This window comes from Labrys neptuniae (assembly GCF_040797145.1).
Taxonomy (GTDB): Bacteria; Pseudomonadota; Alphaproteobacteria; order Rhizobiales; family Labraceae; genus Labrys; species Labrys neptuniae.
Genome location: NZ_JBFNQD010000029.1, coordinates 13934 through 27927, shown reverse-complemented (window position 1 = coordinate 27927; position 13994 = coordinate 13934). Strand labels below are relative to the sequence as shown.

12 protein-coding genes are annotated in these 13994 nt (G+C 61.5%); 6 read left to right on the top strand and 6 right to left on the bottom strand.

Annotation, left to right across the window (positions count from 1 at the left end):
* Window positions 1-133: 133 nt before the first annotated feature.
* From ABXS05_RS33645 to ABXS05_RS33620, 6 genes are all read right to left on the bottom strand, one after another.
* Complete coding sequence (locus tag ABXS05_RS33645; protein WP_367626911.1) at window positions 134-1168, bottom strand: DUF1254 domain-containing protein; 1035 nt, start codon at window positions 1166-1168, stop codon at window positions 134-136.
* 548 nt (window positions 1169-1716) lie between these two features.
* Window positions 1717-3102 carry an aminotransferase gene (locus ABXS05_RS33640; protein ID WP_367626910.1) on the bottom strand — a complete coding sequence of 462 codons (1386 nt, stop codon included), beginning with the start codon at window positions 3100-3102 and terminating at the stop codon, window positions 1717-1719.
* Window positions 3103-3126: 24 nt separating this feature from the next.
* Window positions 3127-4182: an ABC transporter ATP-binding protein gene (locus ABXS05_RS33635; protein WP_367626909.1), complete on the bottom strand. Its 1056-nt coding sequence runs from the start codon at window positions 4180-4182 to the stop codon at window positions 3127-3129.
* A gap of 4 nt (window positions 4183-4186) precedes the next feature.
* Window positions 4187-5035 (bottom strand): carbohydrate ABC transporter permease, encoded by an 849-nt coding sequence (locus tag ABXS05_RS33630; RefSeq protein WP_367626908.1) that lies wholly within the window; start codon window positions 5033-5035, stop codon window positions 4187-4189.
* Window positions 5032-5931 carry a carbohydrate ABC transporter permease gene (locus tag ABXS05_RS33625; RefSeq protein WP_367626907.1) on the bottom strand — a complete coding sequence of 300 codons (900 nt, stop codon included), beginning with the start codon at window positions 5929-5931 and terminating at the stop codon, window positions 5032-5034. The genes ABXS05_RS33630 and ABXS05_RS33625 overlap by 4 nt, the downstream gene beginning before the upstream one ends.
* Before the next feature lie 13 nt (window positions 5932-5944).
* Entirely contained in the window at window positions 5945-7234 is a 1290-nt protein-coding gene (locus tag ABXS05_RS33620) for an extracellular solute-binding protein (protein WP_367626906.1), read from the bottom strand.
* Window positions 7235-7414: 180 nt separating this feature from the next.
* Here ABXS05_RS33620 and ABXS05_RS33615 point away from each other — a divergent pair, with 180 nt between their 5' ends.
* The 6 genes from ABXS05_RS33615 (at window position 7415) to ABXS05_RS33590 (ending at window position 13914) form a co-directional block, all read left to right on the top strand.
* Window positions 7415-8602 carry an ROK family transcriptional regulator gene (locus ABXS05_RS33615; RefSeq protein WP_367626905.1) on the top strand — a complete coding sequence of 396 codons (1188 nt, stop codon included), beginning with the start codon at window positions 7415-7417 and terminating at the stop codon, window positions 8600-8602.
* Between the two features lie 111 nt (window positions 8603-8713).
* Window positions 8714-9463 carry a MurR/RpiR family transcriptional regulator gene (locus ABXS05_RS33610; protein WP_367626904.1) on the top strand — a complete coding sequence of 250 codons (750 nt, stop codon included), beginning with the start codon at window positions 8714-8716 and terminating at the stop codon, window positions 9461-9463.
* A 167-nt stretch (window positions 9464-9630) separates the two neighbouring features.
* Window positions 9631-10818, top strand: a complete 1188-nt coding sequence (locus ABXS05_RS33605; protein WP_367626903.1) for an ABC transporter ATP-binding protein — start codon at window positions 9631-9633, stop codon at window positions 10816-10818.
* Window positions 10815-11723 (top strand): carbohydrate ABC transporter permease, encoded by a 909-nt coding sequence (locus ABXS05_RS33600; RefSeq protein WP_367626902.1) that lies wholly within the window; start codon window positions 10815-10817, stop codon window positions 11721-11723. The genes ABXS05_RS33605 and ABXS05_RS33600 overlap by 4 nt, the downstream gene beginning before the upstream one ends.
* Complete coding sequence (locus ABXS05_RS33595; protein WP_437178721.1) at window positions 11723-12571, top strand: carbohydrate ABC transporter permease; 849 nt, start codon at window positions 11723-11725, stop codon at window positions 12569-12571. Before ABXS05_RS33600 ends, ABXS05_RS33595 begins: the two co-directional genes overlap by 1 nt.
* Window positions 12572-12633: 62 nt before the next feature.
* Window positions 12634-13914, top strand: coding sequence for an ABC transporter substrate-binding protein (locus ABXS05_RS33590; protein WP_367626901.1), 1281 nt, complete (start codon window positions 12634-12636; stop codon window positions 13912-13914).
* Window positions 13915-13994: the final 80 nt, after the last annotated feature.

The following is a 13994-nucleotide window of genomic DNA, read 5'->3' as shown; positions in this document are numbered from 1 at the left end:
AGCCATGGCTATGATCCAGCGCCTTCATTGCACGTCAATTCAAAAAACGTGGCAGCTTGAGCAGTGCCTGGCTCGCCTTGCCGTGACTTTATATCGCCGCTTCGACAAAACTAGCCTGCCTCCCCCTTGAGCCTCAGTTCACGGGGATCGCCTCGGGAACCTTCCACGTCCCGCTGACGATGGATTGCTCCGGACGATAGAGCCGGGTGGTGTAGTTCCACCCCTCGACAATCGGCAGGCAGTTGGGGACCTTGCCATCACAGCCGCCGAACTGGATTGTCACCGAGTCGTCCGCATTCTTCTTGGCAGTAATGCTGTTGATCGAATAGGCGTTGTAGGCGTTTTTCTCGAAGAAGCCCTTTGGGTTGTAGACGCTGACAGACCAGAAATCCTTCACAGGCACATGCGCTGGCACCTTGAGGATATGCACGGTCTGGCCGTCGTTTTTGGCGGGAGTGAAACTCACATAGGTGGCGTCCCTGTCGGGAATACCGCCCCATCCGGCGGCCGTGCCGATCAAGTGCTGGACCGGATCGACTTTGCCGCGGGATCCAAAGGCGCCGCGGAAAGATGACTGATGTTTTGCCAAGGCGAGCAGCGCATTGCGGATATCGGTGAGACTGGCTTCATCCCAGTTGGGAAGGTCAAGCCTGCCTGTCTCCTTCTGGCTAACCTTGATCGCATCCTGAAGCTTGTGGACCTCATCGAGATCCTTCGGATCATTGGGATCGACCAGAGTCCGGACGGCAACGAAGGCATATCGGGTACCAACCGATTTCTGGGTCAGTATCACCGGCGCCGTTCCGTAGGCGACGATCGGTAAGTAGTGGTCCTGGTCAACGACCATCATCGACATATAGCGCTTGCCCACGTCCGGCAGCGAAAGCGTTACCGGCCCACCAGCGAGATCAAACACCGCAAACGAATAGAGCGTATCCCGGTTCATGCGAATGACCGTTTGATTGTCGATCGACGCGGGCTCTCGTGAGTGCTGAAACTTGCCCAGCCCACCTATGACCTTTGCATTCATCGCAAGGTAATGGTCGGTCTCAGCGCGAAGGAAATTGTCGACTGTGACCGGCGTTGCACTGCCTGGCATCTGGGCAGATGCTCCATCGGTCAATGCGATTGAAGCAAATGCGAGGCCAATCCCAACCAAGCGAAACATAAGCATATCTCTCCATTCAAAACCGCGCGGAGTAACGACGTGGATTCCACAAGGCGCACCGCGGGGCAACTCAAGCGCTGTCCACCCCGTCACAGTCTGATCGACAAACGAGCTTGTTCGGACCTTTTTGAGCAAAGGCAGACCATCAGTCTTGCCATTTCGCGCCAACTGCCATTCAGCCGTCAGTTCCGAACAGGGCAGTGCAACCTCGATCCGATGAGAGAAATTATTGCATCGATATTTCCGCCGCTCAGGGGCTCGTAGCTCCATCCGAATCGAGGCAGCCTCACGGCGACTAGGAAAGTATTCAGAACGCAAAACGCCACCTGGGCGGTTAGACCCAGATGGCGATTGACTTATGACAGAATTGGTTGCGGGGGCCTGCAACCAAGCCCTACTCTACAGTATCCTATTGTCCCCGAAACCACGATTTCCCGCGTAAAATTGCGATGTGTGTCTCGACCCGAGAGACTATCGGTGCAGTGCTGGGATCAGTCACGTATCGCACACAATGGAATAGTCTATTCCACATAACGTGGGACTATCCGTCAGGCCGTCTTACTAAGATGCGCTTCGAGCTGCCTGATGCTCACGGCGCAGCGTTCGGCGATATCGTCCACATCCTTTTCGTCGATAATCAAAGGCGGCGAAAAACCCAGCACATCGCCCATGCAGCGCGCCACCAGGCCATTGTCGTAAGCAAAGCGGTCGAAGAGAAGTCCGGCTTGGCAGTCCGGTGCGAAAGGCGTGCGGGTTTGCTTGTCGGCGACGATCTCGATGCCGAGCATCAGTCCCTCCCCACGTACTTCGCCGATGATGGGCGAGGTCCTGGCCATTTCATCGAAATGGCCGCGCAGCCTGGCGCCCATTCGACGGGCATGGCTGACGACGTCCATTTCCTCGTAGATGCGGATTGCCTCGAGAGCCACCGCAACGCCGACAGGATGGCCTGAATTGGTGAAGCCATGACCAAAGGCACCACCCTGCCGGTTGAAGCTATGCACGGCATCATAGATCTCGGGTGCCATGACCACGGCCGAGATCGGGAAATAAGCCGAGGACAGCCCCTTGGCCAGGGCCATCATGTGCGGCCGCATGCCGACCGTTTCCTTGCCGAACCAATTGCCGGTGCGCCCGAAGCCACAGACGATCTCGTCATCCAGGCACAGAATGTCATATTTTGTCAGCACCGCCTGGATACGTTCGAAATAACTAGCAGGCGGCACGATGATGCCGCCACCGGCATGGATCGGCTCGGCGATGAAGGCCGCGATCGTCTCCGGTCCTTCGCGCAGGATCAGCCGCTCGAGTTCATTGGCAAGACGCTCGACGAAAGCTGTCTCGTCCTCTCCAGGCAGCATGCCGCGATAGGGCGAGGGGCAGAGCGTGTGTAAAAAACCCGGCAGGGGAAGGCCGAATTCCCGATGCATGAACGGCAGGCCGCACATCGAGGCCGCCGCAATGGTCGACCCGTGGAACGCCTTGTCCCGCGCAATGATTTTGCGCTTGGACGGCTTGCCGCGGGCCGCGTGATAGATCCACGCCAACTTGACCATGGTTTCGTTGGCTTCCGAGCCGGACGTTGCGAAATAGGCCTTGCCGCCCGACATGCCGGTCAATTCCACCAGTTTCTCGGCGAGTTCGGCGACGGCCTCGCCCGTGCGGTGGAAGAAGGTATGATAGAAGCCAAGCTCTTCATATTGACGATTGGCCGCCTCGGCCAGGCGCCGATTGGCAAAGCCCAACGACACGCACCAAAGCCCAGCCATGGCATCGATATAGGACTTGCCGTCGGCGTCATAGATGCGGGCCCCCTCGCCGCGTGTGATGACAAGCGGCCCGGCCTCCTCCAAAAGCTTGGGATTGGTCTGGGAATGCAGATGGAAGGCGATATCGCGGCTGGCGACGGAATTCGATGGCGCGGCTTGATGCATGGCGTTTCCTCTCTCTGATCGGGCTCACAGGCGCCGACCGGTTTCATGGTCGAATATGAGAAGCTGATCGGGGTCGAGCTCAAATCGCACAGCGGTGCCGGGGGCCACTTGCAGGAAGCCCGGCACGCTGGCGACCAGCAGATGGCCGCCGCAATCGAGGGTTACATGCGTCGTCGGCCCCACGGGCTGCACCAGACGCACGCTTGCCGGGATGCCCTGCTCGCCGAGGCGGACATGTTCGGGCCGGATGGCGATATCGACCTTGTGACCAACCGGCAGATGCGCATGACGGGACGGCAGTGGCAGGCCAATGGCACCAAGCCGTATGACCATCCCCGCCTCGATCACGCCTGTTACTGGCTCCACCTGCGGATTGCCGATGAAACGGGCGACATAGCGCGTGGCAGGCCGGGCATAGATGTCCTGCGGCGTGCCCATCTGCTCGACGCGCCCCTGGTGCATGACGGCGATGCGATCCGAAATCGACATCGCCTCTTCCTGGTCGTGCGTGACGAAGATCGAGGTGACGCCGAGGCGCTGGTGCAACTCCTTGACCTCGGCGCGCATGCGAACACGCAGGGAAGCGTCGAGGTTGGAGAAGGGTTCGTCGAACAGGAAGATGCGCGGTTCACGCACCAGGGCCCGGCCGATGGCGACACGCTGCTGCTGCCCGCCCGAGAGTTGCGAGGGCAAGCGCGCCAGCACATGGCTGAGTTCCAGCGAAGCGGCCACGGCCTCTACCCGCCGGCGAATGTCCTCACGCCCGAGGCGCCTCATCCGCAGGGTGAAACCGATATTGTCGGCAACCGTCATATGCGGGTAGAGCGCGTAATTCTGGAACACCATGGCGACGTCCCGTTCGACGGGCGAAAGCGCGTTGACGCGCCGTCCATCCATCAGGATGTCGCCCTGGCTGCAATCCTCGAGCCCGGCGATCATGTTGAGGGTGGTGGTCTTGCCGCAACCCGATGAACCGAGCAGCGTGACGAATTCGCCGGCAGCAATGTCGAGATCGATGTCTCGGCACACCGCCACGGAGCCGAAAGACTTGGAAACCCGGCGCAAGGCAATCTGGGACACGGCGTTAGCCTTTCATCATCCCGTCGGCAAAGCCGCGGACGATCTGGTCTTTAAACAGGATGGCGAGAAGGATCACCGGCGCGACGCTGATCACCGCCGCTGCCATCATCTGGCCAAACACGGTCTGGTATTGGCCGGCGAACTGGGCAATCACCAAGGGCACGGTTTGCGCCGATTGCCGCGTGAGGATGAGGGCGAAGAAGAATTCGTTCCAGGCCTCGACGAAAGCGAAGACCGCGGCTGCCCCCAGGGGCGGCAGCGAGATGGGCAGGACGATGTGCCAGAAGGTCTGGAGGATCCCCGCTCCGTCGACCGCGGCGGCGCGTTCGAGCCCCGTCGGTATGGCCAGGAAGAAACCGCGCAGGATCCAGATCACGATCGGCAGGTTGAACGATAGATAAACCAGACCGAGCGAAACCAGATTGTCGATCATGCCAAGCCGGCTGATCGCGATGAACAGGGGGATGGCAATCGCGATCCCGGGCAGCATCTGCGTGGCAAGGATCAGGAAGGCGATGGCATTGGCGCGCGGCACGGCAAGGCGTGCAAGCGCATAGGCAGCCGGCGCGCCAAGAGCGAGCGCGATCGAGGTCGAGAACAGGGCCACCAGCAAGGAATTGAAAATGCTGCGCCAAAGCGCTGCCGCCGACCCCATCACGGTCGCGAAATTCCCGATGGTGAAATTATGGGCGGCAAAATCCGGCGGGCGGGCGATCAGGGCCATCTGATCGAGCAGGCTGGAAAGGACCAGCCAAACGACGGGAGCGGTCGACCAGATCACGAAAGCTGCAAGACCGGCGCGCACGCAGATACGCATGCCGATTCCTCCGGAGCGGTAGCGTGCAAAACTCATGGCGCCACCCCGGGCCGGGTCAGCCTGACATAGACGATGGCAAGCAGCAAAGTGAGCAGGAAGATGAGGTTGGCGATGGCAGCGCCATAGCCGATATCGAGGAAGTTGAAGGTCACGCGATAGGCCAGGAAGTTCATGAGAACCGTTGCATCTGCCGGGCCGCCGCGCGTCAGAACGAAGACGATGTCGAAGACGCGTAGCGACCAGATCGTCTGCAGGACGACCGCGATGGCAAGGGCGCTGCGGATCGAGGGCAAGGTGATGTGCCTGAAGCTGGCAAACCGGCCGGCACCGTCCATGTAGGCGGCGCGGTAGAGCGTGTCGGGCATGCGTTGGAGACCCGCCAGGATCAACAGGGCGATGAAGGGCACCGATTTCCAGACATCCGCCAGCAGCAGAAAATTGAGGGCGGAAAGCGGTGTGCCGAGCCAGACCTTGTAGGTGTCGATGACACCCAGCGCGGCGAGGAGAGCATTGAGGACACCATAATTGCCGTTGAGGATCCATTTCCACAACACGGCATTGGCAACGGGCGCGATGGCCCATGGCACCACCAGCAACACGCGCAAGACACCCGAACGCCCCAAGGGGTGATTGAGCAGCAACGCCACGCCAAGACCGATGCCAACCACCAGCACGACTTCGAGCAGCGAGAAATAGGCGGTGTTCAATGCTGCCCGGCGCATGGTTTCGTCCATGAACAGGCGTTGATAATTGTCCAGCCCGATCCAATGTCCCTGCGCCACACCGGCGCTCATCTGCACCTTCTGCAAAGCGAGGAGGAAGGATTGCACGATCGGATAACCGAGGATGACGGCGAGCGTCAGCAGCGCCGGCGCGACCAGGAGAACGCCGACCGCGCGGCGGCGGCGCTCAAAGGTGAGAGGGCTCGTCATGATGAGGCCGTGATCAGGAGCGGCGCTTGACGATGGCGCTGACCAGGTCATGCGCGTCGGCGATGGCCGCCGCCGGCGTCTTCTGTCCCTGCAAGGCCTTTTGCACCTCGGTGCCGAGCGCCTGGGTGATCTGGTTGAAATCCGGCGTCACGAAGCTGTCATAGGGGTGCTTGGCCTGCTCCAGCACCGTTTCGGCATTGGGCAGCTTGGCCTTGACTTCCGGATCGGCCAGCACAGAAAGGCGTACCGGCAGCCAGCCAGTATCGAGCGCCTGGCGTTTCTGCGTCTCGGCGTCGAGGTAGAATTCTATGAGCTGCCTGGCTTTTTGCGGATCGCGCGTACTCTTGCCCACCGTCCAGGCATCGGTCCCGTCGATCGAGGCGCTGCCTGCCGGCCCGGCCGGCAGGATCGAGGTCGCCACCTTGCCGACGATCGTCGACTGCTTGGGATCCTGGGAGGCATTCCACATGAACGGCCAGTTCATCATCATCGAGGCACGCCCGGAGAGCAGGACATTGGTGGCGTCGTTGATGCCGACATAGGAGATCGAGCCAGGATCGGTACCCGCTGCGTTGAGGTCGACCATCATCTGCAGGGCGTCGACGCCGGCATCGCCTTTGAACACCGGTAGGCCGTCTTCTCCATACATCCTGCCGCCCGCCTGCTGCAGGAAAGCCATCCAATAGGTGGCGGTACCGCCGATACCGGCCGGATCACCGTAATTGGCGACGAAGCCGTAGCGACCATTACGCGTGAGTTCCTTGACGAAGCGCTTGAGGTCGTCCCAGGTCGAAGGCGGCGCCTCGATACCGGCTTCGGCCATATGTTCCTTGTTGTAGAACATGGTCAGAAGGGAGAGTGTGAAGACGGCACCGTAGCGCTTGCCCTTCCAGGTCACCGTCTCGAAGCTCGATTTGGGCATGTCGTCGACGATCGTTTTGGCCAGATCGTCGGCAAAAGGCAGCAGGAAGGATTCGAATTCCGGTACCCAGCCGCACATATACATCACATCCCATGGCACCGAACCGGACGCGAAGGCGGTCGCCATGCGGTCGTGCAATTGCGGCCAGGCCAGAAGATCATAGGCGACGCCTGCGCCGTGCTGCTGCTTCCACGCCTCGAACGCCGTTTGCGCGAAATTGGCGGCGCCGGGCGGCGCCGGATCGGGAGGCAGCGGACCGAAGACGCTGAGACTGGCGTCCTGTGCCCCTGCCCGGTTGGCGAAGCCGGGTGAAACAGCGACGGCACCGCCGATGGCGGCCGCGCCCTTGAGCACGGTTCTGCGTGAAAACTGCAATGGCATGGATGGACCCTCTCTGGCTTTTGTTTTAGAGCGCGTTCACCCGCCCAGGCGGAGACGCGCGGTCCAGACTTTGGTGAGCGAGCCGTTTCCTATCGGCTCGATCCCCAGATTGGCGCCGAGCGATTTTCGTGTCAATAATTAATCCGTCATTCTGACTTACTAATTCGCATGAGGTCCTGGATGCTGCGTGCCACGAATGTCGTCAAGGGCAAGCTTCTCAATTTGTGGGTCGTCTTCGAGGCCATTCGTATCCATGGCCCTATCCCCAGAACCGGCATTGCCGAGCTGACCGGCCTGTCCAAGCAGGCGACCTCGGATCTCGTCGACGAGCTCTTCTCGCTTGGTTTCCTGCGCGAGGAAAAATCGGAGGAAAAGCGGGTCGGCAAGCCCCCCAAACCCATCACCGTCAATCCGGAAGGCGCGTCCACCATCGGCTTCCATATCAATTCGGACCGCGCCTCGGCGCTGGTCATGAATCTGGCGGGAGAGGCCCTGCACCGCGAGACCTTCACCCTCCGGGACGTCGAGGCGGTCTCAGTTTCACAAGTCCTGGCTGAAACCGCCCAGCGATTGATGGTGCATGTGGTCCCCGACCGCTCGAATTTTCTCGGTATCGGAGTGGCGACGCCAGGCCCCTTCGGCGTCGAGGGCATCAGCCCGCCCCGTATGCCGAACTGGGACGGGCTTGCCCTCCAGCGTCAATTGCGGGTTGACACCGGCCTGCCGGTCAGCCTTGCCAATGACGGTCAATGCGCGGTCACGGCGGAATGGCGGTTTGGTCAGATCGCCAAGAGGCTGAGCAATTTCATCTATGTCTATTTGGGGGACGGGCTGGGAACCGGCATCATGATGGGCGGCTCCACCTTCGGGGGCGCCAATGGCAATGCCGGCGAGTTCGGTCACATGATCGTGGTGCCCGGCGGCCATCGCTGCATTTGCGGAAAAAAGGGGTGCCTGGAAACCTATGTATCGGGCGATTCTCTCCTGCGCTTCCTGGCAGACCACGGCAGCACCATAAAAAGGCTCGATGACCTGGCCGGCCATCTGTCGGCAGACCATGCCCTGGTTTCGGCCTGGCTCGAAGAGGCGGTCGAGCCGCTGCGTCAAGGCCTCAACACGCTGGAAAATCTATTCGATCCTGAGACCATCATGCTCGGCGGCGACGCCCCCGGCTGGCTGATCGACGCCCTGCTTGACCGGGTTCAGCCACTTTATTCCTCGGTTTCCGGGCTTGAGCGCGCCCTCCCCCGCCTCTCCAAATCCGAACTCGGAAGCGATGCCGTCCTGCGCGGTGCCGCAGTGCTGCCTTTGCTGGCCATGCTCAATCCGCATTATCAGCAGCTCGGCATTCGCCGCGAGATGCAATGATGCCCCAGTGCGGCGAATAGGCTAGAAAGCGGCATGACCGACATTGCGCCTCCCATTTCTCGTCGCCTCCCCCTTACCGGCTCCGGACCCCTCGCTTTTCTCGAGGCCAGCATGACAGACCTGCCGACGGCTCTCGGGCGGGCGGCGATCTACATCAGCGAGAACCCGGAGAAAGTGGTCCGTTTTTCGCTCAAGACACTCAGCAGCCTGTCGAAAACCGGCGAGGCGAGCATTGTCCGGCTTTGCCATCTTGCCGGCTTCGAGGGTTTTTCCGACTTCAAGCTGGCGCTCGCAAGCGAGCTGGCGGTCCGTGAGCAGGCCGGCAGGACCGACGAGGAGGGCGAGCGCCATCATCTCATCACGCTCGCGGAGGAATTGGCCGCTTCAATCAATCGTACGGCCGAGGGCCTCGATCCCCTTTTGCTCGAGATGGTCGCCCATCGTCTCAAGCAAAGCGTGAGAATCGACGTCTATGGCTCGGGCGTATCCGGCATCATCGCAGAATTGTTTTCCTACCGCCTGCTGCGGGCCGGCCTGAATGCCCACGCTTTGCGCGACATCACGCTGGCAACCGAGATCGCCAACGGCCTCGGTCCCACGGCGGCAGCCATCGCCATCTCCGAATCGGGCGTCACCGCCAATACGGTGGAATTTCTGCGCTCGGCCCGTACCGCCGGCGCTCATGCGATCGCGGTTACCTGCCAACCGCGCAGTGCCCTTGCCAAGCAAGCCGATGTCATCCTGCCCATGGCAAGGCTCTCCATCCCCGCCTATGGCGGCTATATCAATGCTGTTCCCCGCGCAGTCTATATCGCCGAGGCCCTGGCCGGCGCCGTGGGACCCATCAAGCATCTCGACTGAAATGGAGCGTCACTCCATATTTTTGTCATTCAACTGAAGCATTGCTCCCCTAAGAGGATGGCGTGGCCGGCACGGCTGGGTCCTGATGTGGAGTTTTTCTCCAACATATTTACTTATGATTGGAGTTATGCTCCATATCTGTCATACCGGAAACGAGGAGGAAAGCCATGGAGCCCGCCACGGTGGAAATTCGCAACCTGGGCAAGCGGTTCGACTCGACGGAGGTTCTGCGCGGCCTCGATCTCGAGATCCGGCCCGGCGAGTTTCTCTGCCTGCTGGGCCCCTCAGGCTGCGGCAAGTCGACTTTGCTGCGTATCCTCGCGGGTTTCGACCAGCCCAGTTTCGGCGACGTCATTATCGATGGCCGCACCATTCTGGGAACGGCTCCCAAGGACCGAGACATTGCCATGGTATTTCAGAGCTTTGCGCTCTATCCGCACATGACTGCGCGCCAGAACATCGCCATTCCCCTGATGATGTCGCGCCTTTCCTTTATCCAGCGCCAACCCCTGATCGGTCGCCTCGCTCCCGGCGGTCGCTCGGTCAAGCGACGGATCGAGGCCGAAGTCGAACACGTCGCGGCCTCCCTGCGCATCACGGCCCAGCTCGACCGTAGGCCCGCCCAGCTATCCGGCGGCCAGAAACAGCGCGTCGCCATCGGGCGCGCCATCATTCGCCATCCGCGCCTTTTCCTCATGGATGAGCCGTTGTCCAGCCTCGATGCGGCACTCCGCACCCAGATGCGCGGCGAATTGGTCGAGCTGCAACGCCGGCTCAGCATCACCACGGTCTATGTCACCCATGACCAGACCGAGGCGATGACCATGGCCGACCGTATCGTCGTCATGATGGAGGGCAAAGCCCTGCAAGTCGGCACGCCCCTTGAAATTTTCCATGACCCCCAGCATCTCAGCGTCGCCCAATTCCTCGGCACACCCGCGATCAATCTCCTGCCGGTCGAAGCCAGCCCGTCAGGCGCGCTCGCCTGTCTCGGCCGGGACATCGCATTTCAAGCCGGGTCGCAAGGACGCCGCCCTGTCACCCTGGGCCTGCGGCCGGAGGATCTGCGGGTCGCGGCCGCGCCCGACGGGGAAAACCAGCCCTGGCGCGCGACGATCAAGCGGATCGAACAGACAGGCCACGAAGCCTTGCTGTTTGTGAGCCTCGACGGGGGCGACACGCCGTTGGCGATCCGACTGACCGGCGAGGCGCTGGCTCGCTTCTCGCTGCCCGCCGATGGGCGCATCGGCGTGGATTTCGATCCCATGGCCATCAAGCTGTTCGATGACACCGGCTCCCGGCTGGCGACATCGGCAGCAACGAACATCCTGCGTTTTGGCGGGCAACGCCCATGAGCACGCTCGTAATCCGCCCCCGCCATCGGGACGGCGCAAAGGGTGAAGCCTGGCGCGCCTGGTCGCTTGCCGCACCCGCGGCGATGCTGCTGGCTGGGCTGATCATCGCCCCGCTCCTGGCCGTCTCCGCTCTCAGCCTCACCGACTATGGGCTGGGCGAAACCGATTGGCATTTCATCGGCCTCAGCAATTATGCAGCGCTCCTGACCGACGGACGGGCACTGCGCGCGGTGTTTCATACCCTGTCCTATGCCGGAATTGCGGTGCCGCTCTCGGTCGGGCTCGGACTGGCCATTGCCCTTCTGATCCAGCGCCGCCATCGCTTGCGGCACGTCTACGAAGTCATCTTCTTTCTGCCCGCCACCAGCACCTTCATCGCCATGGCGATCGTCTGGCAGTTTCTGCTGCATGGGCGTATCGGGCCCATTAATGAATGGCTCGCCAGCCTCGGCTTTGCGCGCATCGATTTTCTGACGGACCCCGACACGGCTTTGCCGACCCTAGCGGTCATTGGCGCCTGGCAACTGGTCGGCCAGACCACCGTGCTGTTTCTGGCCGGCCTCGCCTCGATTCCCGCCGACATCTATGATGCGGCAGCGCTCGACGGCATGGATGGCGGCTGGGACAGGTTCATCCGCGTCACCTTTCCTCTGCTCGCGCCGACCATGCTCTTCGTGATCGTGACCACCACGATCACGGCGCTCCAAGCCTTCGACTCGGTGGCCGCCCTCACCCGCGGCGGCCCCGCTGGTACCACCGAGACCCTCCTCTACAAGATCTATCTGGAGGCCTACCAATATACCAATCTGGGCTACGCTTGCGCGCTGTCCATGGTGTTTCTTGCCGCCATCGGCGCCTTCTCGCTCTTTCAGATCCTCATCGCCGACAAGCGGATTTACTACTGATGTCGAAGCACGCAACCATGTCGCTGCGTCGCATCGGCGCAACCATCACCGCCCATACGGTATTGATCGGGCTCGCCGGCCTCATTCTGTTGCCCTATGTCTGGGTGTTGTTGACGGCCGCCCGCGCGCCGAGCGAGATTTTCTCAAACCCGTTCGGCCTGCCGACCGAGCCCGGCATCATCGTGGAGAACTTTCGACGGGCCTTCACCTCGGTGCCGATGCTGCGCTTTCTCGGCAATGGCGCCATCGTCACCGCCAGCCTGCTCATTCTGCAGCTCCTGATTGCCATACCCAGCGCCTACGCCCTGGCCAAGCTGCGTTTTGCCGGCCAGGGCCTGCTTTTTGCCCTGATCATCGCCTCGCTCTGCGTGCCGATCCAGGTCCCGATGCTTCCGCTCTATCTCGGTCTGGCACATCTCGGCGCACTCGACAGCTATTTCGCCTTGATCTTTCCTTTCGTGCTTTCACCCTTTGCCATCTTCCTTCTGCGCCAGCAGTTCAAATCCTTCCCCGACGAGATCATCCAGGCCGCGCGCCTGGATGGCTTCAGTGAATTCGAGATCCTGACGCGCCTGATCGTGCCGAGCGCCAAGCCGGCGATCGCGGCTTTCGCCATCTTCTCCATCACCGCCCACTGGAACGATCTCTACTGGCCGCTGATCGTAGTCTCCTCGCAGTCCATGGCAACGCCGCCGCTCGGCATGCTCTATTTTCGTGACGGAGACCTGGGCACCGACTACGGGGCCATGATGGCGGGAGCTATCGTCGTCATCGCCCCGATCATGATCGTCTTCCTTTTCGCACAGCGCCATTTCATCCGGGGTTTGACCATGACGGGCCTGCGCTGAGCCCATCCGTTCGCCCCTTCCCCAAACACGCCCCTCCCTTCACCCGTAGGAGACACACTCCCATGCCCAGATGGATGTCCCTCATCGCCGCTGGCTTCTTCATGGCCGCCGCAGCCGCGCCAGCCGCTGCCGACCCGGTCACGATCGAGGTCCAATATGCCTGGCCCTCCCACAAGCGCTTCCATGAACCTCTGGCCGAGGCCTTCATGAAGGAGCATCCGGACATCAAGATCGACTTCAAGGCGCCCGCCGCCAACTATGCCGACGGGCAGCAGCGGATCTTGCGTTCCGCCGTCACAGATACGCTGCCTGACCTGTGGTATTCGTCCTACAGCTATCTTGGCGAGCTCGCGCGCACGCTCGGCGCCAAAGGAGAGATCGTCGAGCTCACCCCCTTCCTGCAAGCTGAGGGCAGCGAATGGGTCAAGGACAACTACGCCCCCAACACTCTCGCGCTTGGCCAGATCGGCGGCAAGCAATGGGGCATGCCGTTCACGGCTTCGACGCCAATCATCTATTACAACAAGGATCTCCTGGACTCGGTCGGCGAAGTTCCGGCCTCGCTGACAGACTGGAACGGCATTTTGCGAACGGCCAGGAAGATTGCCGACGCCGGCAAGGCAGACGGCATGTCCTATGCCGTGAATGGTTGGGGCGACGACTGGCTCTGGCAGGCGCTGATCCTCAATGCGGGCGGGCAGATCATGACGGCCGACGGATCGAAAGTCGCCTTCGGCGATGACAGCGGCCGTTCGGCCGTCAATCTCATCCGCCGCTTCGTCACCGAGACGAAAATGCCGTTCCTGGACGAAGACCAGTCGATCCAGCAATTTGCTGCCGGAAAGCTCGGGATTTTCATCGGTTCGACCGCCGAGGTCCGTGTCATGGACGAAGCCGTGGGTGGCAAGTTCAAATTCGCCACGGCCCCCTACCCGGCGCCTGTCAAGGGGCAAGGCGGCCTGCCCGTCGGTGGCTCGGCCGCCGTCATCCTCACCCGGGACCCCGCCAAGGCGAAGGCAGCCTGGGACTACATCAAATTCGTCACCGGGCCGGCAGGACAAAAAATCGTCGTGCTCAATTCCGGCTACATGCCCACCAATCTCAACACCGTGAAGCCGGATTTTCTCGGCAACTACTATGCCCAGCATCCCGATTGGACGACGAGTCTGCGGCAATGGCCGATCGCCAAGGCCTGGTTCGGCTATCCCGCGGGTTCGGGGCCGCGCATCTGGGACGAACAGAAGATCGTCCTATCCCAGATCATGCGCGGTGAAACGACACCGGAGCAGGGCCTTGCCGCGCTCGTCGAACTCACCGGACGGCTGAGCAAAGGCAAGAACTGACAGACCATCCAATTCCGCGGGGGCGGCAGCGCCCCCGCCCCTGCACAAAGGTCATGTCGTGGTGAAAATCATCCATGTCT